This window comes from Chryseolinea serpens (assembly GCF_900129725.1).
Lineage (GTDB): Bacteria > Bacteroidota > Bacteroidia > Cytophagales > Cyclobacteriaceae > Chryseolinea > Chryseolinea serpens.
The window spans coordinates 663485-684997 of sequence record NZ_FQWQ01000002.1 but is presented as its reverse complement, the minus strand read 5'-3'; the positions used below and the strand labels follow the sequence as shown (position 1 = coordinate 684997).

Sequence of the window (21513 nt, the reverse complement as noted above, 5' to 3'; positions counted from 1 at the left end):
AAATCAGTTGGGGGTAGTGAGCATCCGTGCTTCCCTTGAAATAGTTTTTGGTTCACCAATGCCGGGGTTAGTGTTTCGCCAGTGAGTCTATAAGTGGAGTGATCCTGGAAATGATATCGTTCCGGAGTTTCTGAAAATCATCGTTCACCGCATTGACCTCCCAATGACTGGTCTTCCCGTTCCCCTGAAGAGTTGGCGGCAGGCTGCAAAAAAGAATGACTTGCCGGGTAGTGTCTACATCGGCTTGGCTCAGCTTTTTTGGGATGAAAGATTTATCCAGGAGATTGTCTTCGGTGAGTAGCTTTTTCGTCTTCGGCGAAATTTCTGCGTCGGGATGGGTGCCTCGCGACACGGCTTGCCAAGGTATATTTTTTTCCTTCGCGAACTTATTAAAATACGTTGCGGCGATGACACTCTTGGCCGATCCGTGTTCACACACAAAGACAATAGTTTGTACTTGGGCATGTGCCGCCGCGAAGAGGAAAAGTCCCAGACAGATGCATCCTACGGTTCTCATAGGTCCTTTATTTAAAACAAACTACGCCTACATTCTGGAGACAAACTGGATTTGGCGGTCAAAGCCTGGTTATTTGTCAAATTTGACAGCCACCCGCTCTTTTGCTTTCAGTTCTTCATTTCCCTTTACGACCAGCGTGTCGCCTTCTTTGAGATTGCCAAAGATCTCGGTTTTGTCCGGCAGGTTTAACCCTTGCGACACATCGATCCAATGCGTCGTGTCCTTCGATACTTTGATCACAAACTTTTTCTCCAGTGTCGTCACCACGGTTGAGAACGGGACCAGGTATGAGTCTTCGCCGCGATAAATATTCAGGATCACGTTGGTGAAGGAACCGGGCTTCAGCAGGTTCTTGTCATTCTTTGCCTCAAACTCCCAGATCTCCGTCCGCGTGGCAGCGTCGATGCTGCCCGCCTTGCGCATCAGCACGGCATCAAAGAGTTGGTTGGGATTGCTTTTCGCCGAGAACTTCACCTGGTTGTCTTTCAACAACACACCCGTCATCGCCTCCGGCACCGCGACGCGCAACCTTAACTTCGAATTATCCTCGATAACCAGAATAGGCTTTTCATTCGGCGAGCCGACATAGGCACCTTCATTCACGTTTCGTTGCGTGATGATGCCGTTGAAAGGTGCGGTGATGGCCAGGTAATTCCCAACCTGCTGGAAGGACGCTGCCGAGTAGCGGGCGGCGCTATAGTCCGCGCTGTCGGTGAGCATTTGATTTCTTGCCTTTTGCAATTCATTGGGCGAAACCACGCCTTCTGTTCTTGCGGCATCTTTTATGCGGTTGTAGGTGTCGAGGCTGGTTTGAAACCTGGCCTTCGATGCCTGAAGTTTCCCGTTGGCCTCTCCCAACCGCGATTGGATCTCGGGCGCATCGATCATGGCCAGGATTTGTCCCTTCCTGACTATCGAGCCGATGTCTACCTTCAGTTGTTTGATATAGCCCGTCACTTTCGGATGGATCTCCACGTGCTCAAAGGCCAGGAGTTCGCCCGGTAAGGAAGTCTGTCGCTCCACTTTTCCCTTTTTCAAAGACAGCACTTTGAGCGTGTCCACTTTTTTTGTTTCGCCTGCCGGGGATGGATTCGCGTGAGGTTTTCCGCAGGACGAGAGCAGTACGGCAAAGGGCAAAAGGATTACAAGAGATTTCATGTATCTGTTCAAGTTGAAGTTAAAACTATTGTCCGAAATTTTTGCTGGCCTCGTCGTCCGGATCCAGCGACGCACTGACGTAGGGTTTATTTCCAGCGACGCGGCTATACACGGCCGGTAAAACAAACAACGTGGTCACCGTGGAGAGGAGCAAGCCACCAATCACGGCAATTCCCAAGGGCGAAGTTTGTTCTGCGCCTTCTCCCAAGCCAACGGCCATAGGGATCATGCCGGCGATCATAGCGATGCTGGTCATCAGGATCGGGCGCAGGCGGTTGCGCGCGGCCTCCAGTCCGATATTCACACCAGGTCTGTTCTCTTTCCGCAAAAATTCAGCGTTGGTAATGAGCAGGATCGCATTGGATACGGCAACACCGATCGCCATGATCGTTCCCATGAACGACTGAATGTTGAGCGTCTTCCCCGTCACGAGCAAGAGCAGGAATGATCCGGCAATCACCGCCGGCACGGTGGACAGTATCGATCCCGAAAGACCGAAGGATTGAAAGTTGGTGGCCAGCAACAAGAAGATGATGCCGACCGCCAGGAGCAATCCGATGCCCAACTCCCGCAGCGTTTGGTCCAGCATTTCGGCCTGCCCACGGAGATAGACCTTCATGCCCTGCGGGATCTCGCCGATATTCTTTATGGCTTTGTTGGCATCCTTCACGGCCGTTCCCAGATCCTTTTGGTTTAGGTTGGCCGTCACGGTAATGTAGCGTTGCTGGTTGAGGCGGTCATATTCGCCGATGGTGTTTGTCTTCTTCCAGTCGGCCACATCGCGCAGGTAAATGTTCTGGTCACCCTTGCCATCGATGGGGATCTGCTCCACCTGGTCGGGACTATTCATTCTGAATTGTGGATATTCTACCTGCACCTGGTAAGCATTGCCGGCGGCTTTGTCGAGCCAGTACATGGGTTGTGTCAAGCGGCTGGAAGACGTTCCCGCCTGCACCGACTTGGCGGCCTGCTCCACCGACACGCCCATCTGACCGGCGCGTACGCGATCGTAGTTGATCTGCAGGCTCGGATAATCCAACGGGAGACCGTATTGAATGTCTCGCAGATACGGAATTTTCTCCAACTCCTTTTTAAGCTTCTCCGCATAGACGCGCCCTTCTGCAAGGTTCTTGCCTTGCACAGCGATTTCAATCGGCGTGTTTGTGCCCAGGCTCATCACCTGGTCCACCAGGTCGGCCGGCTCGAAGGAGATCAGCGCAGCCGGCATTTCTTTTTTCAGACTGTCGCGAAGTTGCTCCTTGAATTTTTCAAGGCGGATGCCCGAGGTACTTTTGAATTTCACTTTCAGGAGTGCTTCATGCGGGCCGCTGGTCCACAGAAAAATCGAGTTGATGGCATAGGTTTGGGGCTGCAACCCGGCAAAGGACGACGTGATCTCGATGTTGTCCTTCCCTGCGATCCGGTCAATGACTGCCAGCACATTTTTGGTGGCCGTCTCGGTGCGCTCGATGCGCGTGCCGGTGGGCAAACGCAGGCGGACTTGAAATTGCCCGGCATCTACTTTGGGAAATATTTCGGTGCCAATGAAGCGATAGCAGACCAGGGCCGTTACCAACGCCGCGATTAAAAACAAAGGCGCCAGAATTTTTGACCGTTCATATTGCGCGCTGGTGAATTGAACGTACCACGTCTTAAATCTTTCAAACCTGGCGTTGTTGGACTGGGTCCCGGTTCTCAATAACCAGTTGGAAACCACGGGGACAAAAGTTTGCGACAGCAGAAAAGAAGCGATCATCGCAAAACCCACGGCCATCGACAGCGGAAGGAACATCGCTTTCGGAACGCCCGCCATAAAGAGGGCCGGCACAAATACGGCCAGGATACAGAGCAAGATTAAAAACTTGGGCCATGCGATCTCTTTGCAGGCGTCGATGATGGCCCGGGCCTTGGACTTTCCATTTTCCTGGTGATGATGAATATTCTCCACCGTCACCGTGGCCTCATCGACGAGTATGCCCACGGCCAGGGCCAGCCCGCCAAGCGTCATGATGTTTATCGACTGTTTAAAAAGATACAGGAACACCACGGCCGAAAGCAACGCCAGCGGTATGGTGAGCACAACAATGATCGCGCTGCGGCGGTCGCCTAAAAATAATAATACCATCAACCCGGTTAATATGGCGCCCAATCCGCCTTCGAACATCAGGCTTCGAAGCGAATTGATGACGTATCCGGATTGATCCAATTCATACGATACTTTTATGTCGTCGGGAACGGCCGCCTGCATTTCGGGCAACGCCTTCTTTATGTTTTGCACGACCTCCCATGTCGACGCGTCTGCTCTTTTAGTGACGGGGATATAGACGGAGCGTTTTCCATTGATGAGCGCATAGCCCGACGTGATGTCCGCCCCGTTATCCACACTAGCCACATCGCGTACATAGATCGACGCGCCCGTTCCCAGCTTGAGCGGTATGGACTCGAGTTCTTTAAAATTGTCGACAACGCTGTTGGATGGAGTGATCAAAGCAAAGTCTCCCACGCGAATATTTCCGGCAGGGGAGACGACATTGTTTTTGGCGATGGCGGTAACGAGGTCATCCGGGCTAAGGCCGTAGCTTCGCATTCTTTCCGGATCGGCTTTTATCAAAACGGTCCGCTGGTTTCCACCCAGTGGCGGTGGCGCAGACACACCGGGCAGGGAGGCAAACATGGGACGCACCTTGAACAGGGCCAGGTCCTGAATTTCATTCAGCGACCTGGTTTCGCTGCTAAACACCAGCTGGCCCACGGGCACCGACCCCGCATCGTAGCGCATGATAAAAGGAGGGAGGGTCCCGGGGGGCATAAACGAACGGGAGCGATTCACATACGACACCGTCTCGGCCATCGCCGTGGCCATATCCGTGCCCTCGTGAAATTGCAATTTGATCAACGCAACCCCTTGAACGGATTTGCTCTCCACATACTTGATGCCGGTGATGTATAAAAAGTGATATTCATAGTATGACGTAATAAAACCCTCCATCTGTTGTGGAGAAAGTCCGCCATAGGTTTGTGCCACATAAATGGTGGGTAGCCCAAGCGTTGGAAATATATCGACCTTCGCGTTCCGGATGGCGACGGTGGAGAAGACGAGGATAGCAACGATCGCTACAACGACGGTGATGGGTTTGCGTAAAGCACCTTGTATTAAGTTCATACGGCTTACTTGACTTGATTTAAAAATATAGCGATGTCACCCTGAACCGCCGCTTTATAGAGGAGTGCCTTCCAGGCTTCCAGGTAAGATTGCTTCAACTCGGTTTCGGCCTTCACCAAACTGTATTGTGCCTGGATCAGGTCGGCATAGTTGGTGAGCCCCGAGTTGTAGCGGGTGGTCAATGCGCGGAAGGAGAATTCGGCGGAGCGGTAAAACACCGGGCTTTCCTTCGCCACTGCCAGCGCGTTCCGAAAGGTGATCTCCGCGACTTTGTTTTGTTTGTTCAATTCGAGTTTCACCTGGTTGAGCCGTTCTTCGTCTGCGCTGATCAACGCACTTTGTTGGCGCAGTTGGGGGCGAACTTCAAGAAAGCGGAGCAAAGGAACGCTCAGTTGAAGTCCCGCGCCATAGTTGTACCGGCTAAAAGACAGGCCGTCGCTTGAATTGACAACACCATCGTAGCGAATGCCAGAACCGCGCGCATACCCTGTGGCCCACATCGAAAGGTTTGGGTTGAGCGTTCGCCGGATAGAGGTTTGCTGGTGACGCCGGGCCAGGAGCCTGCTTTCTGAAAGACTCAGTAAAGGATGGCTGGAGGCAATGCTGTCACCGGAATTTGAAGGGAGCTGGTGAAAGTAACTGCTGTCGGGAGTGTAGGTCGCGGCATCGCTGGCCAGCAATTCCGACAAAGAAGCTTGTTGTGTCTCAAGATATTTCTGGTGATTGAGCAACTCGATCCGGGCGCGCGATACTTCTCCATGAAACAGGGCGGTGTCCACGCCAGGATGCAAGCCGCTCACGGTGAGCGTGCGCACGGCCCGCAAGTTCTCTTTAGAGCGCTCCAGGTTTTTTGAATAGACCTTCAGGAGTTCGTGCGCCATGAGCACATCGAGATAGGTGTTGATAAAGGTTACCTGGTGTTTGAACAGCTCGTTGCGCGCATCGGCTTCATTGTATTTGACACCCGTTTTTGCCAGGTCGATGCGCGCGCTTCGTTGCCCAAACGTGAAGGGCTCCCACTTCAAGAGCAAACTCCCCACGCTTCCAAACACACCACTGGAGGTGTTGTCTGCCGATGGCGGCCCGCTGATCGGCACAAAATATTGTGGCATCGCCATGCCGGTGATGTTGTTATAGGTGGCATAGTTCACCTGGTAGGCCGCGTCCAGGGACGGTAGCGCAGAATTTTTTACCGTGGAGATATTACTTTGTCCCGCCTGCACCTCAAGCGATTTGGCCTTCAACAACGGGTAGTTGGATTCGGCTTGTTTCAATAACTCATGAAGGGTCTGACTGCTTGCCGTAGAGGCCGTCAATAACCCGATGGCGAACCAAAATAGTTTCATTGGTTTTTTTATAAAGTACAAGTCAATTTGGGAGAAAAGTGGTGGGGTCGCTAAGTTAGTTCAATTCTTGTAAAACGTACACGGATGCCAGCCTTTGAAATTTCTTTTTTACGGCTGCGGCCGATATCGTAAAGCAACGGGCCGGCCAATGCCCGTGCCCGGATGGGCAATGCTTTGCACCCGGCGATACCATGCGTCAAAGCCTGTTGCTCCAGGTGTGTTTTTCACCCTGCACATATTTTGCCCAACTATACAACGCGTCATAGATTTTCATCCCGATCACAAGTTGCTCCTGGTCATCTTTGACATTATAAGATAGTCCGGCAGAGATCGCCCAAAGTCCGGCAGCCTGGGGTGCCAGTTCAAAACTATCGGTGTCCGCTGCACGAACGATCCGGGCCAATTGATCGATGGCCGGATCGGCGAGATGATGTTTCTTGACGATGTAATCAAACGTACAGAGGTCGCCCTCGTGCGAATACTCCGCGCCCGGAATGTCATAAGGGATCGCTTCCAGTTCTTTTGCTTTGCTGAACACCTGCTCCTTGGGAACATAAATGAACTCCGCCTCACGGTCCACAAAATTCTTGATCAGCCAGGGACAGGCAATACGATCAATCTTCGGACGTTCGCGTGTGATCCATTTCATGACATTGTTTTTTTTGATCATGTAATGCTACAAAACCGGCACGATGAAGTATAGAATGGAATTTACTTTTGGGATGGAGTTTACCTTTATCCAAACTTTTTCGCAGGGAATAGAGCGTTCAGCTGATCTCAGCCATTGAGTTTCAGATCGACTGACCATCGGCCGCCCCCGTGAATAAGGAGAAAAATTCCTCCCAACAGCATAGCCCAATCCGTGCGGCTGCCGTGCATCATTTCCCAAAAGCCATCCTCGGCAAGTACTTCCGATTTCGTGGTCGCAAGCGCTACCAGCATGATGATCAGAAGAGGAATGGAGGCAAGCCGTGTCAGCAATCCGATGAGCACGAGCGTCCCACAAATGATCTCGAATGAACCAACAAAGGGCCCAAGGAAGTCTGGGTAGGGTAGTCCGATTTTGGCAAAGCGACCTGCACCGAGCTTATCGGGAAACAGAAATTTCTGAATGCCTTCAGAAAGAAAAACAGCACCCACCATCAACCTGATCAATAGGGTAGTTTTAGCAGCTTCAGTCGAAACGATCTGCTTAAATAACATCACAATAAAAAATTTAGAGAATGAAACTGCCCAGGTGGATGGCAATCGATCGGGTCAATTTATGCACATTAAATGACATTTTCATAATACTTTCAGAACAGAATTTGTGAAATGTCAGAGGCTGGTCACATGGAATTGAATACCCCTTCGAATTCTACAGGATAGACGATTTCGTAATTCCAATCTTCTTCTCCCGTCATGATCCGTTTTGTTACCAGGACGTGGTCTAGCAACCCTTCTTCGTTTAGAACTTCTAACACCAGTTCAGTTGCACTGTCCCAGTCGTTGATAAAGAACAGCATATTTCCGCCTGCACCCATATCCCCTGCAAACCATTCTCCGAGATTTCCACGCTTCAGGGCTTCATCAATTTTGTCCTCGACACTTTGTCTCAAATCCACGAACCCGAAAGATTCCAGGTTGCTCATGGCGGAGTCTGGGATGATCTGAATGAACATGACGTCCCGTTCTTTCCCCAGCTTTGCAGTCCATCCTTCCTTTTCAAAGTGCATCGACAGCGAATCTATTGTTTTCGATTCATTTTTGAATGTTGTCACCGCCTCGAATCGCTGATACGTCAAGCCATATTCATCGAGGTAGAGCTGTCCGTTTTGCAACGCGATTTCTGAATTGCTTGCCAGGATCCGCCGGAATTCGATGGTGTCATTCGACTTTTTGTAAAACGTCTTCAGGATCAATTTGTCACTGTTCCTGGACTCGCCCAGCCGCTTCTGCTTGGGCCGGTAGGTACAACCAAAACAAGTGATGATCCCCAGAAAAAGAATAGCATACTGAAGAAGGGATTTCACCCGCTGCATCTTATCGGCCATGGCCTGAACCCTGTTTGATGGAAACCATTTTTTATTGCTCCAACGAATATCGAACTTTTTCCCGAAAGACCCGCCTTCAAAGGAATGCCGCACACCAAGCTTCTGGCTCCTGAATTCTGGCTCCCGGATTCTGGCTCCTGGCTCCTGAATAGAAATGTCTTAATTTAGCTGTATACAACAAGGCATATAAAAACCATCACCACATGAACCACGCTGCAAAATCACTCCGGGCTTTTATTGGCGCCAGGAACTTCGAGGAATCGAGACAATTCTACAAGGAATTGGGATTTGAAGAATCGCCGATCGATGCCTCCATGTCATACTTCAAAGTCACGGACACGCTGGGGTTCTACTTGCAGAACGCTTATGTGGAAGACTGGATAAATAACTTGATGCTGTTCCTGGAAGTGGACGATGTGCATCGCTATTGGAAAGAACTGCAAAGCCTGGGACTGCATCAAAAATATAAGGGCGTGAAGTTGACGCCCATCCGGGAAGAAAGCTGGGGACGAGAATGCTTTATGCACGATCCCTCCGGCGTACTCTGGCATTTTGGACAATTCCACCCCGGGAAATAAGTGGTCTGAATGGGTAGATCACCCGGATAAAATGCTTACCTGATAGAAAAATTCGGCGTGATGTAGGATGTTTACCCTGCAAAATAAATTCTTTTCACTTCGAAAATGATCGATAAACTGTATTTAACACAGATGGAAAGTTATTTTTTGCAACTCATTTGCCGGGGTGTCATCAGGCTTTGCGCGGATGATGCATAATTGCCTGCGATCTGTTAAATTTGCAGATGCTCAAGGTTCTGGTAATCCATATTTTCCTTCCCGTTCTCTCTTTCTTTCCGCCGGTAAAGAATCGGCACCAACACCTCCTGACGTTAGCGACAAACGGTCACTATAAACTTGCCGACACCCTGGGTGCTCCATCGGTGAAGCCCGCTGAAAGCGATATCGCAAAACGCAAGGCGGAAGATCTCATCACGTTTGCACAGACCCTGAAAGGAACACCTTATAAATACGCCTGCTCCGACCCGAAGAAAGGATTTGATTGTTCCGGGTTTGTCCAGTATGTATTCCATCATTTTAATATCCAGGTTCCTCGCAGCTCCATCGCTTTCACGAATGTTGGAAAAACAGTGGACCTCAAAAGCGCCCAGCCCGGCGATCTCATTCTTTTTACAGGCACCAATAAAAAAGTGAGAAAGGTAGGTCACGTCGGCATCGTCATCCAGGCGTCGGACACCATCCGGTTTATACATTCTTCCTCCGGAAAATCGTGGGGTGTGAACGAGACGACGTTGGGCGCCCACTATAAAGCGAGATTCATCAAAGTGGTCCGCCTGCTGGAATGATCACTCCCGGCGACCGGCCGTCGACAATACCCCATTGACCATCCAAGTCCATCTATGATCGTGCTACCGTTTCTCAGTGACAGAGACCGGAAGAAGATCATGCCATGATCATAATCAGACGATTCCGTCCGACGGCGGACAACCCGTGCTGGTTCCGACGGTGTATGTAGACGGCTTTCGACGTTTTATATATCTTGGCATAATTCTTCATGTCATAAAGCGATCGCATACCACCACCAAAAACCTGGATTATGTATAAGAGTTACTTTCGCTACGGATGGAGAAACCTCATCAACGGTAAAGCCTACTCGCTCATCAACGTCACGGGGCTGGCCATCGGCTTGGCCTGCGGTCTGGGCATCGGACTTTTCATCCATGATGAATTCAGTTTTGATAAATTTCACGCGAAGCTCCCCCGGCTCTATCGCGTAGTTGAAAAACAAAAACAAGCCGGTGTGCTCTATGACGTGGCCTGCACCCCCGGCCCGCTCGGCCCGGCCATGAAAACGGATTTCGCAGAAGTGCAACAAAGCTGCCGGCTCGGCAGGACCAATGGCATACTGGAGACCGGACAAAAACACGTGGAGCCCGCCGACATCCGCCTGGTGGACAACAGTTTCTTTTCGATGTTTGATTTTAAATTATTAAAGGGCAACCCCGCCCAGGCCCTGCGCCGGCCAGACGAGATCGTGCTCACCCGGTCCGTCGCATCCCAATTGCTTGGCCCCGACTGGCCAACCAAACCCAACCTCCTGGGGACGACCATCAGCATGACCAGCTACGGCGTGGACTATACGCTGACGCTGACCGGCATTGTCGACGATCCGCCCGTAAATTCCCACATCCGCTACGACGTGTTGCTCTCAATGCTCACCGTGGAGAAGTACGACTATTTCAAGTGGGACAACAACTCGTACTATACCTATGTATTATTGAACCCGTCGGCCGACCCGGTGGCATTCGATCACAAGCTAAGAAACTACATCGACCGCTATTCCGAGATCGGTTCAAAAGACGAAGCCCGCACCCTCTTTCTGCAACCCATGAAGGACATCTACCTGCACTCCCACTTCGATTTCAACAGCGACGATGCCCGGACGAGCGACATTGCCTATGTGCGCATTTTTTTCGCCGTGGCGCTGATGGTGTTGCTGATTGCTATATTCAATTTTGTGAATTTGTCCACCGCGCGGGCCACGCATCGCGCCAAGGAAGTGGGCGTGCGCAAAGTGATCGGCGCGATGTACAAACAACTCGTCGCCCAGTTCCTGGTGGAGTCGTTCTTGCTCACCGCCCTGGCAGTGGTGGTGGCGCTGGCCCTCTTGCAGCTCTTCTTGCCCTTGCTGAACGAGATATCGGGTAAATCACTCTACGTGCCCTTTGAAAAAATAGACTTCCTGGTAGCCGTGGCGTTGGCCACAGTGATGATCAGTCTGCTGGCTGGACTTTACCCCGCGTTCTTCTTGTCAAGCTTTTCGCCGGCTAAAGTGCTCAAGGGATTTTTGAAAGTCCGCTCTGGCATCACCTTCCGGCGCGCGCTTGTGGTCGGGCAATTCATGTTTGCCGTGATGCTTGTCATCGGCTCGATCGTGATCTACAAACAACTCCGTTTCATCCAGGACAAACAGCTCGGATTTGACCGCGAGCAATTGTTATATATGCGGCTCAAAAACAAACTCAACGGCAAGGCGCTGACGTTTAAAAATGAATTGGAAAATCAACCCGGTATTGTCGCAGTGGCACCGGCAACCAGCGACATGGTCGATGTGACGAACTCCACATGGTCGATCGGGTGGGAAGGACAGCCGGCCGATGATAAATTCCTGATCACACAAATCAATACCGACGCCGATTTTCTGCGCACCATGGGCATGACGCTGGCCGCCGGCAGAAACTTCGTGCCGGGTGCATCCGACACGACCGCCTACCTGCTCAACGAGACGGCTGCACGCCGCATGGGATGGACCGCTGAGCAAGCCCTGGGCAAAGCCGTTACGCTCTGGGGTAAGGAAGGCACCGTTGTGGGTGTGGTGAAAGATTTTCATTTCCGCCCCATGACGGCCGTGATCGAGCCTTTTATTTTTCGCTACTGGGCAAAGAGCAGCTATGCCGGTGTTTTTGTGAGAACACAACCCGGGCACACGCGCGAGGCCTTGGCCACCGTCGCGAAGATCTATAAAACACACGAAGACCAGGCCGCCCTGCAATATCAATTCATCGGCGAGGCGCTCGACGCGCAATATCGCACGCAACAAAACAGCGGCACCATCATCCTGTTCTTCTCCGTGCTGGCCGTCATCGTATCGTGCCTGGGGCTTTTCGGTTTGGCCACCTATGCGGCCGAACAGCGGACAAAAGAGATCGGCATCCGCAAAGTGCTCGGCGCCACCATGGCCAACATCGTACAACTCCTTTCCAGCGACTTCATCAAACTGGTCGTGGTGGCCATCGCACTCGCCACACCCATCGCCTGGTGGAGCACCGACCGCTGGCTCCAGGATTTTGCCTACAAGATCGACCTGGAATGGTGGATGTTCGCCGCGGCAGGCGCGGTCACGGTATTGGTCGCGCTGGCCACCGTATCGTACCACTCCATCAAAGCCGCCATCATGAACCCCGTCAAAAGCCTGAGAACGGAATAGCGGATATCAGCCGACCCCGGACTGGTGTGCTTGCTCGCATGCAGGGATAACCGCGCCCTTGAACAAGATCGTTTTGATAGGTTGCCTGGGACGTCAAAAAATCCAAACTTTAGCACGGAAACGGACGACCTTAAACGCACCACAAGTTGACCACACAGGGATTGGACCTCGGCCATACTAGCATTCATTCCCCCACGGACATCTCCGGAATAAAGGCGTGCCTGGAAGCCATCGATCAGAGTTCTGTCTTGGTGAACAAAATCAACTTTAACGAGAGAGTGGAAGCGATCGATTTTATCGAATACCATGTTCTCGGCCAGATTGAATCGATGCTCCAAAAAACAAGTCCGACAGGTCAATTGACTTCACTGAAAGATCACGCCGAAAGCGTAAAGGCTCGCCTCGAGAAAGTCAACGCTACCTTATTTGAAAGCCTTCGCGAAAACATCCGGAATAAAAAGTATACGGGAGATGATCTCAGGAATCTACTGCACGAATACGTCGGGGCTGATTTGAATCCCAGCGGGCAACGCGAAGTGATCGGCTACGACAATCTCGATATCTTTCTCAACGGGCTATCCTCGTTTCTACCGGTGCCTGAAGCGATCAGGAGCCTGGAACCGGAAATGGTGTATTATCAAAAGACACCCGGCAGGATCATTCTCGAACTGGTGGAGAAAGCCCAATTCACACCGGGAGATGTTTTTTTTGATCTGGGTTCTGGCTTGGGCCAGGTAGCCATCCTGGTAAATCTCCTCAGTGGTTTTCGAACCAAGGGTATTGAATTTGAGCCGGCATTTTGTCAATACGCCAGCGCATGCGCGACTCAGCTTAATCTATCGGACGTTTCCTTTATTAACGCCGACGCGCGTGAAGCAAACTATTCTGACGGCACTCTATTTTTTATGTATACACCCTTCGAAGGAAAAATGCTACAAACGGTTTTAGAGATTCTGAAGAACGAATCCCGGTCCAGAAAAATCAGGATCTTCACCTATGGTCCCTGCATGGCCAAGGTGGCCGAACAACGCTGGCTGGATTTTCTAGGAACCGACATCAACGACGTTAACGCGCTGGGAGTTTTTGGCAGCCGGTGACATCAGTACACCGCCCTTGTTGGTGTTCCCCCGCCCTTGTTGGTGTTCTTCACCAACAAGTTGACGCGGGGGAACGTCTTGTTGCAAGGAGGTATTAGCAAAGGGCAAATATAAATAGAGCACACCGCCCGGGATGTTGTTGGTGAAGAGCATCAACAACGGCGGACGCATCGCCCGAAATGTTGTTGGTGAAGAACACCAACAACGGCGGACGATGGACGCGTCGCCCCGGCAACTTGCCGATTATATTGATTACCTTGTTTACTCAACAAGCGTACCATGAAACACATCCACCAACCTCGTCGAAAATTTCTCCGGGTAGGCGTAGTAGGATTTTGTACTGCTTTCTTTGCCCACCTCCCGAACCTCAGTTTTGCAAAGCCAACGTCCGGTGGCGACAAAGGTATTGTCGTACGGGAAGATGAAGGAACGCATATTTTAACGCGGCGGAAAGTGCCGATAACCATAAAAATATCCAAAGCGAAGCAGGGCGTCGAAGGCATTTCATTTTGTGTGGAGGACATGTCACCCGGGCGCAAGATGCGTGTTCATAAACATCTGAATAATGATGAGCTTATTTTTATCCATAAAGGAGAAGGCACGCTGACATTGGATGAAGAGACCATTGCCGTAAAGACTGGCGATGTCGTCTTTGTTCCAAAAGATACATGGCATGGCCTTGACAACACCGGCACAGAAAACCTGCACATGGTTTTTCAATATTCACCCGCTGGATTTGAAGAATATTTTATAGAGAACGGCACACCCGTGGGGATGCCCGCCAAGGAAAGAAGCGACGAGGCGTATGCGTTGACGGAGAAGAAATATGGGATGGTTTATAAGGATAAGCAATGATCGATTCCACCGCCCTTGTTGGTGTTCTTCACCAACAAGCGATGCGGGGGAACGCATTGTTGCTAGGTAGATGTTAACCATGACCGGCATGAAATAAACGACATCGCCCGGAATGTTGTTGGTGAAGAACACCAACAACGGCGGGTGGGTGGAACTAAAATTAGGTGACATTGCCGAAAAATGTTGTTGGTGGGACACCAACAACGGCGATGTAGATATTTTTGACGATGAGCGCAAACAATGGTGATGCGCTCCGATAACGAGCTCCCTATATAAGCAAAAAAAACTGCCTGCGCCGATGTACCGATCGGGCAGGCAGTTCACCCTAAACTGCAAGAGAGGATCTTGCTATTCTTTGTCCCACCAGATCCGGGTGGTCCATAAATCCGGGCCTTGGGAGTCGATGGCGGCCTTGTAGTTTTCTGTGTTGATGCTGGCTTCCGATTGCGGGTAGGGGATGCGGCGGGGAATGGTTCCGCCGGTTTCGTTGCCTGGATAATTGGTCGGGGTCAGCTTGGGGTAGCCCGTGCGTCTCCAGTTGGCGAAGATCTCCATGTTGTTCATGAATTGGGATACCCAGAATTGCGTGTGGATCTGTTCCATTTGCTGTTCGAAGGTGCCGCCCGTGTAGGGATTGTCGGCCAGGTATTGATCGATGTCGGCTTGTGGAATGCTGAACGATCCAGGATAGAGTGGTCCCATTTTCATGGACGCTGTAACGGCTTCTTCATAGTACGTCTTCGGGTCGCCGCCATCCCAGCCCCGGAGGGCAGCCTCGGCGAGATATAGTTTCACCTCGTTGTAGCTCAGGAAAATGCTCGGCGTGGCATCATGTGCGACGGTGTGCAAATTGATCTCCGAGTATTCGGCATAGGAATCGTCGGTCCAATCGGGGATAATGGATTTGATGGAAGAGGCGTCGTAGCCAGAGGGCAGGCCTTTTTGGTCCGCAGGATTGGTGCTGGTTGGCAACAGGGTAGGATCGGCATTTCCCGGCCACAGTGTGATGTAGAACGGAAGCCTGGGGTCTCCTGTATCTTTCAGGTGCGACACAAAAGTTTGTGCCATCTTCCCATAGCCTCTGCCTTCTTCCGAAGGCGGCACACCTTCGCCGCCCTGCAGCTCGCGACCATCCCAATAGTAGTTCAGTTCACCGCCGCTCGAGTGATTCAGTTTGGCGATGTCGGCATTGCTTTGCATGACGCCGCCGGCGATGGCTTTCTTCACCCAAGTTTCCGACAGGGCGAGGTCAACTTTGGTGAGTCGAAGACCGAGGCGAAGCATCATGGAATAAGCAAAGGTCTTCCACTTGCCCACGTCGCCGCCATAGAGATAGTCGGCCGATCCAAAAGAGGGTTTCGAGGGATCGAGGTTCTTGGCGGCCTCGTCGAGTTCTTTCAGCATGTCGGCATAGATGTCTTCCTGTTTGTCGAACTTCGGTTTGTAGATGCCTTCGGTGTAACCCTGGCCCGCTTCAAAATAGGGGACGTCGCCATACATGTCGGTTGCGCGGTGCATGATGTAGACATGCCAGATGCGGGCGATGTTGTAGTAGTTCACCATTTCCGGATCGTCTTTGGTGAGCGTCAGGATCTGTACGTTCTCCTTCAACTCGGTGCCGAACACGGCGTTGAAAAGGCCGTCGGTATAGCCTGCTTTTTTTAAGTACTTGTCGCCCGTCCATTGGTAGGGGTTCAGCGATGCGAAGATCTGCATCATGGCTCCCGCCAGCTTGTCGTTCGGATACAACGTGTTGTCGTCACTCGAGCCTGCGGTCCGGATCAGGTTGTAAGAAAACAAGCTGCCGATCACCGGGTCGGTAAAGGCATTCGGATTCTTGTTCATCTCTTCAAAGCCGCTGTCGCAGGCAGAGGCCAGTAAGATCATGATCAAGCTGCTCTGGATCGTCAGTCGGGTCAATTGCTGTTTTATATTTTTCATGATTCGTTCTCTGATTAAGGTGGTTACTGCCATGCTCTAGAATCTTACCGATAGGTTGAAACCATAGCTCCGGGTGGTCGGTATCCCGAAGTTTTCGAGGCCTTGTCCGTTGCCATTGCTGTAGTTTGACTCCGGATCGATGTTCGGGACCTTGCTGTATAACAACAAGAGATTCCGCGCCACAAAAGAGAGACTCAATGCCTGGAAGGGTGTTTTAGCGAGCAGCGAGCGAGGCACCGAATAACCGAATGTGAGTTGACGCAACTTGATAAAGCTGGCGTCATACACGAACTGGTCCGTGATCGAATAAGCAATGCCCTGGTAGTATTCCTGTGCGGGAACTACGGCATCGTACTCTGCGCCATTCTGATCTACGCCATGAACGGCAACACCGTTTTCACGAATGTGGTTATCGGCCGTGATCTTCGACAAGCCAAAGTATGCGCCATAAGCATTGGCCGAAGAATAGATCTTCGAACCGAATTTGCCGTCGATGAGAAAGCTCAGGTTGAAATTCTTGTAGCTCACGCTGTTGTTCAACCCCATGGTGAGCGGCGGCACACCGCGGCCGAGGGGGGTGATGTCGCTTTGCAGGGGAATGCCATTGGCATTGTTGTAGACGATGTTGCCCTTGTCGTCGCGCATCATTTTGTTGCCGGAGATCATGCCGAACGATTGTCCTTCATAATGATAGATGTAGGCATTCTCCGTGCGCGGGATCGCTCCGGGGATGGCGAGGCTGGTCAAACCGTCGGCGATCTTGATGACCTTGTTGTTGTTGTAGGCCATGTTAAAGCTCACATCCCAGGTGAGTCCGTTGGAGAGGGTCACGGGCGTGCCGGTCAGCAACAATTCAATTCCCTGGTTGCGCATTTCACCGACGTTGAGCAACACACTCTCATAACTTGACGATGTTGCTACGGATGCATTCACGATGTCGTTCGTCGTTGTTCTTCTGTACAACGTGAGGTCTACGCCTACGCGGTTGTTGAACAGCCGCGTCTCGATACCCGCTTCCGCTGTGGTGGACGTGTAGGGCTTGAGATTTTCGTTCGGTATCGTGGTCCCGGTGATGGCCATCAACGGCTGGCCGAGGTGGTTCACCGATTGCGCCGTGTAGCTCAGCCCCAGTCCATAAGGATCGGGCGCGCCGCCACCCACTTGCGCGAGCGATGCCCGTACTTTTCCGAGCGACAGCCACGTGGGCTTGGTGGTCCAGGCGTCGGAGAACACAAAGCTAAGACCTGCGGAAGGATAGAACTTGCTGTTGTTGGCCATCGACAAGGTCGAGAACCAGTCTTTGCGGCCGGTGAGACTCAGATACAGGTAGTGGTTGAACCCGATGTCGACAGAAGCGAAGATGGAGTTGATGGCCGACTCCCTGAACACGGGGGTCTTGAACACCTGGTTGCTTCCGTTGCCAATGAAATATTTGAAGGGGACGATCAGCTGCCCGCTCTCCAGTCCACCGGACGAGACCTCGTTGTGCATTTTGTTTCCGCCGGCGAGCGCCGTGACCGAGAACTTGCCAAAGGTTTTGTCGAAGCCCATCAACACTTCGGCATTGGTTTCGGAAGCCTGGTTCTGTGTCGTTTCATAATCTCCTTTCGGATTCCAGAGCAAGCCCGTGGGGTTGGTGCTGTAGCCATCGATGTTGTAGTAGTCGATCCCCAGTCGTCCGCGCACATACAACCAGTCGGTGATATTATAGCGTGTGCTAAACGAAGAGATCAACCGGTGACGCTGGTCTTGGTTTTTTACTTTGTTGACGGCAAAATATGGATTGGTCACAAACACATAATCATTCCACGGTGTTTCATATCCATCGGCATCATATCCCGGCGCCAGCGTGCGCACATCCAGGCTCGTGGCCATCACTCCAACGGAAGCATTCGGGTTGCTGGTGAAATCGGAGATCGACGTGCGGTTTTTGTTGAGCTCGATGCTGTACTGCACATTGGCCTGAAGTACAACCTTCTTTGCCAGCGTGGAGTTGACACTCAGGTTGAATGTTTTGCGATTGAGGGTGGAGTTCGGGATGATCCCCTTGTTGTCCATGTTGGCGGCCGAGAACCGGAAGCTGGCCACTTCAGTTCCTCCACTCAGCGCAAGCGTGTTGGAGAACGTACTTCCTACATCGTAAAAATTCTTGATGTTATTTCTTTGAGGCGAATACGGACGCGACACCCCATCGGGCTGAATGACCGACGTGCCATCCATCGGTGCTCCCCACGACATTCTTCCATTGGCGATGGCATCGGCCTGCGACGCGGGCTTGAGTCCCCGCGAGCCCGAACCGTAGGCATACTGCCAGTCGGTGGCTTTCAGTGGACTCTCCATCGTATAGGTAGAACTGAAGTCCACGCCAATACCTTCTTGTGCTTTGCCCGACTTGGTCGTGATGATGATCACACCATTTGCAGCGCGCGAACCGTAAAGGGCTGCAGCCGTTCCCCCCTTCAACACGGAGATCGACGCGATGTCGTCGGGGTTGATGCTGTTCAACCCGTCGCCTTTGTCTGTTCCGCCATACGTGCTGACGGTGCTGTAGGTGGTGTTGTTAATGGGAATGCCGTTGACCACATAGAGCGGTTGGTTGTTTCCACCCAGGGAACCGTTGCCGCGGATGATGACACGGCTTGAACCACCCGGGCCCGTGGCCGTGCTCGTGGCATTCACGCCGGCAATGCGACCCGACAGCGCGCTGCCCAGGTTGTTTTCCCTGGCTTTCGTGAGATTCTCGCCGGGCACTTCCGTAACCGCATAAGGCAATGCGGCTTTGTCTCGGGTGAGACCCAGCGCGGTGACGACAACTTCCCCTAACGATTGCGTGTCTTCGTTGAGGATGACATCCACCGTACTTTGATTATTGACGGGTACTTCCCGGGTAGCAAATCCGATAAACGAAAACACCAGCGTGGCATCGCCGTTGATGGCATCGATGGTGTAAGCGCCTTTTGAATCGGTTGTTGTTCCAACCGTGGTTCCCTTGATCATGACGTTGACGCCGGGCAGCACGGCGCCGGCACCATCGGTGACCACCCCGGATACCTTGAAGGCATAGGCGAATTTCCTGGCAGCGTCGTCTTCAACCGAACTGACGGGAGGATGCGGCACTAAAACAATCTGTTTGCCGATGACGCGATAGCGATAGTTGCCACCCAACAAGGCCGACAAGGCGTCGGCCAGCGATACTTCGTTGAGCGCAAGCGTGACCTTTTTTTCTTTCTTGACGATCTGGGGGCTATAGACAAATTTCACTCTCGCCTGTTTCGCCAGGAATAAGAGGACGTCTTGAAACTCGGAGTTCTTTACATCGATCGTCACTTTGCGCTCCAGCGTCTCTTGCCCTGCGCTGCTATGGGCCGTGGCCATGGCAAGGGAAAAGGATGAGATCAATATGGAGAACATTGTTACTTTCATAAGAAAAAGCAATCCATGTTGAATAGGTTTAGGTTTATTCATAAATTGGGATGTTTTTGTTTGTAAAAGGGCAAAGACAAATCCGTTCCGGGATTCCGATCCCGGCGCAGGAAAGGGCTGATGGTGCTCGTAACACCGTCGGCCTCATTTTTTTTGTAGGGGTCTTACTTCATAGGCGATTCTTCGTTTAGGTTCATCATTTATTTACAGCCTTCCGCTTCGATGACGATGGAAGACTCTGACTTTTTATACCGCGCTCCGAGCGCGTTACAGATGATCTCAATTTGTTCATACAATCCCTCCTCCGTCAGGTCGGCGTACGTGATCGTGCAACCCGACAACACACTTGCATCAAATTGGATGGGAATGCCATACCGTTCCTCCAGTGCGCGAAAGATCTCCGGCACCGCCATGTTGGTATAGCTCGTTTTCTGACCGGATTGTGGTGCGATCACCTGCGGATCATTCACCAGCATTTTCACCGTCTGATTTTCATTCCGGTGATAAACGATTTGTTGATTGGGCGTCAGGATGATCTCCTGCCGGCTGTCGGTCTTAGGGCTGGCTTGCTCGGTGTAGACAGAAACCTTGCCGGTCTTCACGGTCACCGTGATGTCTTGTTCCAGCGCATAGGCTTTGATGAGAAAGCTCGTGCCCAACACCCGGGTGGTCACTTCATTGGCATGTACCAGGAAAGGGTGGTTCACATCCCGCGCCACTTCAAAGAGTGCCTCGCCGGAAAGACTCACTTCACGCTGATTGCCAAAGGCCGACGGGAAACGGAGCTCACTTCGCGGCTTTAAGGTCACCACGCTGCCATCGCATAGTTCAACTCTTTTTTCAGTATCGCCGGAGGCAACGACCTCTGTTGCGGAGGCGGCATCCGCTATAGTTTGCTCGGGGGAAATGCTGGGAGTGAACTGACGGTAGATATAAAATGTGCTGACGGCTAGCAAAAGGACCGCCGCGGCCATGCGGGCAAAGTATGCAACGTTATGCCGCTTGGGCTTCGCGACTTTCAAGGACGACCAGAGTCTTTGCTGGATGGCCTGCCGGGTGGCGGGATCGAGTTCTTGTTTTTCTTCGCCTATGGCATCGAACCAGCGCTCCACCAGTTCCTGCTCCTCTGGCGTAGATTCATCGTTCAGATAACGTTGCAAGATCTTATCAATTTCCTGGGGCGACATGGGTTCGTAGGATTTAGGTCACTACGAAGACGCACTACCCCGGTTTTTCCGCAAAGGATTTGAAAGTTTTTTAAAAATATTTTTTTGCTAACGCGTGAACGTGCCCGAAAGGCATCTACTGCAACAGCAGGCTCACGACGACGAGAGGCATATAGTCCTTCAAACGCAGGCGAAGTTCCCGGATGGAAAGGGTAAGATGATGTTCGATGGTCCTGCGGGGCATCTTCAGGGTCTCAGCGATCTCGGCAACGGACCGGCCCAACAGCCGGTTAAGACGAAACACTTGTTGTGATTTTTCAGGCAACTGCTGGAGGGCATTCTCGATGACGAGACTCAGTTCTTCAAAATCAATGGCTTCTTCGGTCGTCCGTGCATAACCCGGAAAGAACTTCAGGTAATAGTCCTGGTATTTTTGGTGAACGAGCCGGCTGCGTATTTTGCTGATCACACCCCGGCGAACAGCAGCAAAAAGATAACTGGGCAAGTCGGCGATCAACACGGTTCGGTGATTCTTCCACAAGCTTGCAAAAATATCCTGCACAATTTCTTCCGCCTCCTCTTCCGAATTTATCCGGGCCCTGGCGACGTGATAAAGACGCTCCCAGAAACGGGAGAAAATTTCTTCAAAAGCTTCAGCATCGCCCAGGTGCAATCGTTTCAGGAGTTCTTCATCACCGTGGTGGACAGTTTTCATGTTAAGAAGCTTTCATAACAAGTTTAAGTTAAATTAATATCAATTTCAAGGGGAGGGCTCGTGTGTGATAACACACATTGATTATACGGGCCCT

At 51.8% G+C, this 21513-nt stretch carries 17 protein-coding genes; 6 read left to right on the top strand and 11 right to left on the bottom strand.

Features of this window, described 5'->3' with window-relative positions; genetic code table 11:
* Window positions 1-67: 67 nt before the first annotated feature.
* The 7 genes from BUB30_RS16865 to BUB30_RS16835 all read right to left on the bottom strand — a co-directional run bounded on the left by BUB30_RS16865 (window position 68) and on the right by BUB30_RS16835 (window position 8217).
* On the bottom strand, window positions 68-517 hold the full coding sequence (locus tag BUB30_RS16865) for an arsenate-mycothiol transferase ArsC (RefSeq protein ID WP_073136184.1): 450 nt from the start codon (window positions 515-517) through the stop codon (window positions 68-70).
* Between the two features lie 69 nt (window positions 518-586).
* On the bottom strand, window positions 587-1675 hold the full coding sequence (locus BUB30_RS16860) for an efflux RND transporter periplasmic adaptor subunit (RefSeq protein WP_073136182.1): 1089 nt from the start codon (window positions 1673-1675) through the stop codon (window positions 587-589).
* A 25-nt stretch (window positions 1676-1700) separates the two neighbouring features.
* A complete protein-coding gene (locus tag BUB30_RS16855; RefSeq protein ID WP_073136180.1) occupies window positions 1701-4838 on the bottom strand; it encodes an efflux RND transporter permease subunit in 3138 nt (1045 codons plus the stop codon).
* Window positions 4839-4843: 5 nt separating this feature from the next.
* Entirely contained in the window at window positions 4844-6184 is a 1341-nt protein-coding gene (locus BUB30_RS16850; RefSeq protein ID WP_073136178.1) for a TolC family protein, read from the bottom strand.
* 196 nt (window positions 6185-6380) lie between these two features.
* Window positions 6381-6833 (bottom strand): chromate resistance protein ChrB domain-containing protein, encoded by a 453-nt coding sequence (locus BUB30_RS16845; protein ID WP_073137333.1) that lies wholly within the window; start codon window positions 6831-6833, stop codon window positions 6381-6383.
* 128 nt (window positions 6834-6961) lie between these two features.
* Window positions 6962-7387, bottom strand: coding sequence for a DoxX family protein (locus BUB30_RS16840; RefSeq protein ID WP_073136176.1), 426 nt, complete (start codon window positions 7385-7387; stop codon window positions 6962-6964).
* A gap of 125 nt (window positions 7388-7512) precedes the next feature.
* Window positions 7513-8217, bottom strand: a complete 705-nt coding sequence (locus BUB30_RS16835; protein ID WP_073136174.1) for a hypothetical protein — start codon at window positions 8215-8217, stop codon at window positions 7513-7515.
* 203 nt (window positions 8218-8420) lie between these two features.
* On the opposite strand from BUB30_RS16835, the gene BUB30_RS16830 reads away from it, so the two are divergent.
* From BUB30_RS16830 to BUB30_RS35810, 6 genes are all read left to right on the top strand, one after another.
* The gene (locus BUB30_RS16830) at window positions 8421-8795 is read left to right on the top strand and encodes a VOC family protein (RefSeq protein ID WP_073136172.1); all 375 of its coding nucleotides are present in this window, start codon (window positions 8421-8423) and stop codon (window positions 8793-8795) included.
* Window positions 8796-9019: 224 nt separating this feature from the next.
* Window positions 9020-9580, top strand: coding sequence for a C40 family peptidase (locus tag BUB30_RS16825; protein ID WP_073136170.1), 561 nt, complete (start codon window positions 9020-9022; stop codon window positions 9578-9580).
* 251 nt (window positions 9581-9831) lie between these two features.
* The gene (locus tag BUB30_RS16820; protein ID WP_073136168.1) at window positions 9832-12222 is read left to right on the top strand and encodes an ABC transporter permease; all 2391 of its coding nucleotides are present in this window, start codon (window positions 9832-9834) and stop codon (window positions 12220-12222) included.
* A gap of 146 nt (window positions 12223-12368) precedes the next feature.
* Window positions 12369-13319, top strand: coding sequence for a class I SAM-dependent methyltransferase (locus BUB30_RS16815; RefSeq protein ID WP_073136166.1), 951 nt, complete (start codon window positions 12369-12371; stop codon window positions 13317-13319).
* A gap of 279 nt (window positions 13320-13598) precedes the next feature.
* Window positions 13599-14174 carry a cupin domain-containing protein gene (locus BUB30_RS16810; protein WP_084138187.1) on the top strand — a complete coding sequence of 192 codons (576 nt, stop codon included), beginning with the start codon at window positions 13599-13601 and terminating at the stop codon, window positions 14172-14174.
* 112 nt (window positions 14175-14286) lie between these two features.
* Window positions 14287-14421, top strand: coding sequence for a hypothetical protein (locus tag BUB30_RS35810; RefSeq protein ID WP_262485804.1), 135 nt, complete (start codon window positions 14287-14289; stop codon window positions 14419-14421).
* Window positions 14422-14522: 101 nt separating this feature from the next.
* On the opposite strand, the gene BUB30_RS16805 is transcribed toward BUB30_RS35810, so the two are convergent.
* The 4 genes from BUB30_RS16805 to BUB30_RS16790 form a co-directional block, all read right to left on the bottom strand.
* Window positions 14523-16115, bottom strand: a complete 1593-nt coding sequence (locus BUB30_RS16805; protein WP_084138186.1) for a SusD/RagB family nutrient-binding outer membrane lipoprotein — start codon at window positions 16113-16115, stop codon at window positions 14523-14525.
* Window positions 16116-16151: 36 nt separating this feature from the next.
* On the bottom strand, window positions 16152-19580 hold the full coding sequence (locus BUB30_RS16800; protein ID WP_073136162.1) for a SusC/RagA family TonB-linked outer membrane protein: 3429 nt from the start codon (window positions 19578-19580) through the stop codon (window positions 16152-16154).
* Between the two features lie 158 nt (window positions 19581-19738).
* Complete coding sequence (locus BUB30_RS16795) at window positions 19739-20725, bottom strand: FecR family protein (protein ID WP_073136160.1); 987 nt, start codon at window positions 20723-20725, stop codon at window positions 19739-19741.
* A gap of 115 nt (window positions 20726-20840) precedes the next feature.
* On the bottom strand, window positions 20841-21419 hold the full coding sequence (locus tag BUB30_RS16790) for an RNA polymerase sigma-70 factor (protein ID WP_073136158.1): 579 nt from the start codon (window positions 21417-21419) through the stop codon (window positions 20841-20843).
* Between the last annotated feature and the right edge of the window lie 94 nt (window positions 21420-21513).

Coding starts and splice junctions, on each gene's coding strand:
- BUB30_RS16865 (WP_073136184.1), bottom strand. CDS start 517: ATGAGAACCGTAGGATGCATCTGTCTGGGACTTTTCCTCTTCGCGGCG.
- BUB30_RS16860 (WP_073136182.1), bottom strand. CDS start 1,675: ATGAAATCTCTTGTAATCCTTTTGCCCTTTGCCGTACTGCTCTCGTCC.
- BUB30_RS16855 (WP_073136180.1), bottom strand. CDS start 4,838: ATGAACTTAATACAAGGTGCTTTACGCAAACCCATCACCGTCGTTGTA.
- BUB30_RS16850 (WP_073136178.1), bottom strand. CDS start 6,184: ATGAAACTATTTTGGTTCGCCATCGGGTTATTGACGGCCTCTACGGCA.
- BUB30_RS16845 (WP_073137333.1), bottom strand. CDS start 6,833: ATGAAATGGATCACACGCGAACGTCCGAAGATTGATCGTATTGCCTGT.
- BUB30_RS16840 (WP_073136176.1), bottom strand. CDS start 7,387: ATGTTATTTAAGCAGATCGTTTCGACTGAAGCTGCTAAAACTACCCTA.
- BUB30_RS16835 (WP_073136174.1), bottom strand. CDS start 8,217: ATGGCCGATAAGATGCAGCGGGTGAAATCCCTTCTTCAGTATGCTATT.
- BUB30_RS16830 (WP_073136172.1), top strand. CDS start 8,421: ATGAACCACGCTGCAAAATCACTCCGGGCTTTTATTGGCGCCAGGAAC.
- BUB30_RS16825 (WP_073136170.1), top strand. CDS start 9,020: ATGCTCAAGGTTCTGGTAATCCATATTTTCCTTCCCGTTCTCTCTTTC.
- BUB30_RS16820 (WP_073136168.1), top strand. CDS start 9,832: ATGTATAAGAGTTACTTTCGCTACGGATGGAGAAACCTCATCAACGGT.
- BUB30_RS16810 (WP_084138187.1), top strand. CDS start 13,599: ATGAAACACATCCACCAACCTCGTCGAAAATTTCTCCGGGTAGGCGTA.
- BUB30_RS35810 (WP_262485804.1), top strand. CDS start 14,287: ATGTTGTTGGTGAAGAACACCAACAACGGCGGGTGGGTGGAACTAAAA.
- BUB30_RS16805 (WP_084138186.1), bottom strand. CDS start 16,115: ATGAAAAATATAAAACAGCAATTGACCCGACTGACGATCCAGAGCAGC.
- BUB30_RS16800 (WP_073136162.1), bottom strand. CDS start 19,580: ATGAATAAACCTAAACCTATTCAACATGGATTGCTTTTTCTTATGAAA.
- BUB30_RS16795 (WP_073136160.1), bottom strand. CDS start 20,725: ATGTCGCCCCAGGAAATTGATAAGATCTTGCAACGTTATCTGAACGAT.
- BUB30_RS16790 (WP_073136158.1), bottom strand. CDS start 21,419: ATGAAAACTGTCCACCACGGTGATGAAGAACTCCTGAAACGATTGCAC.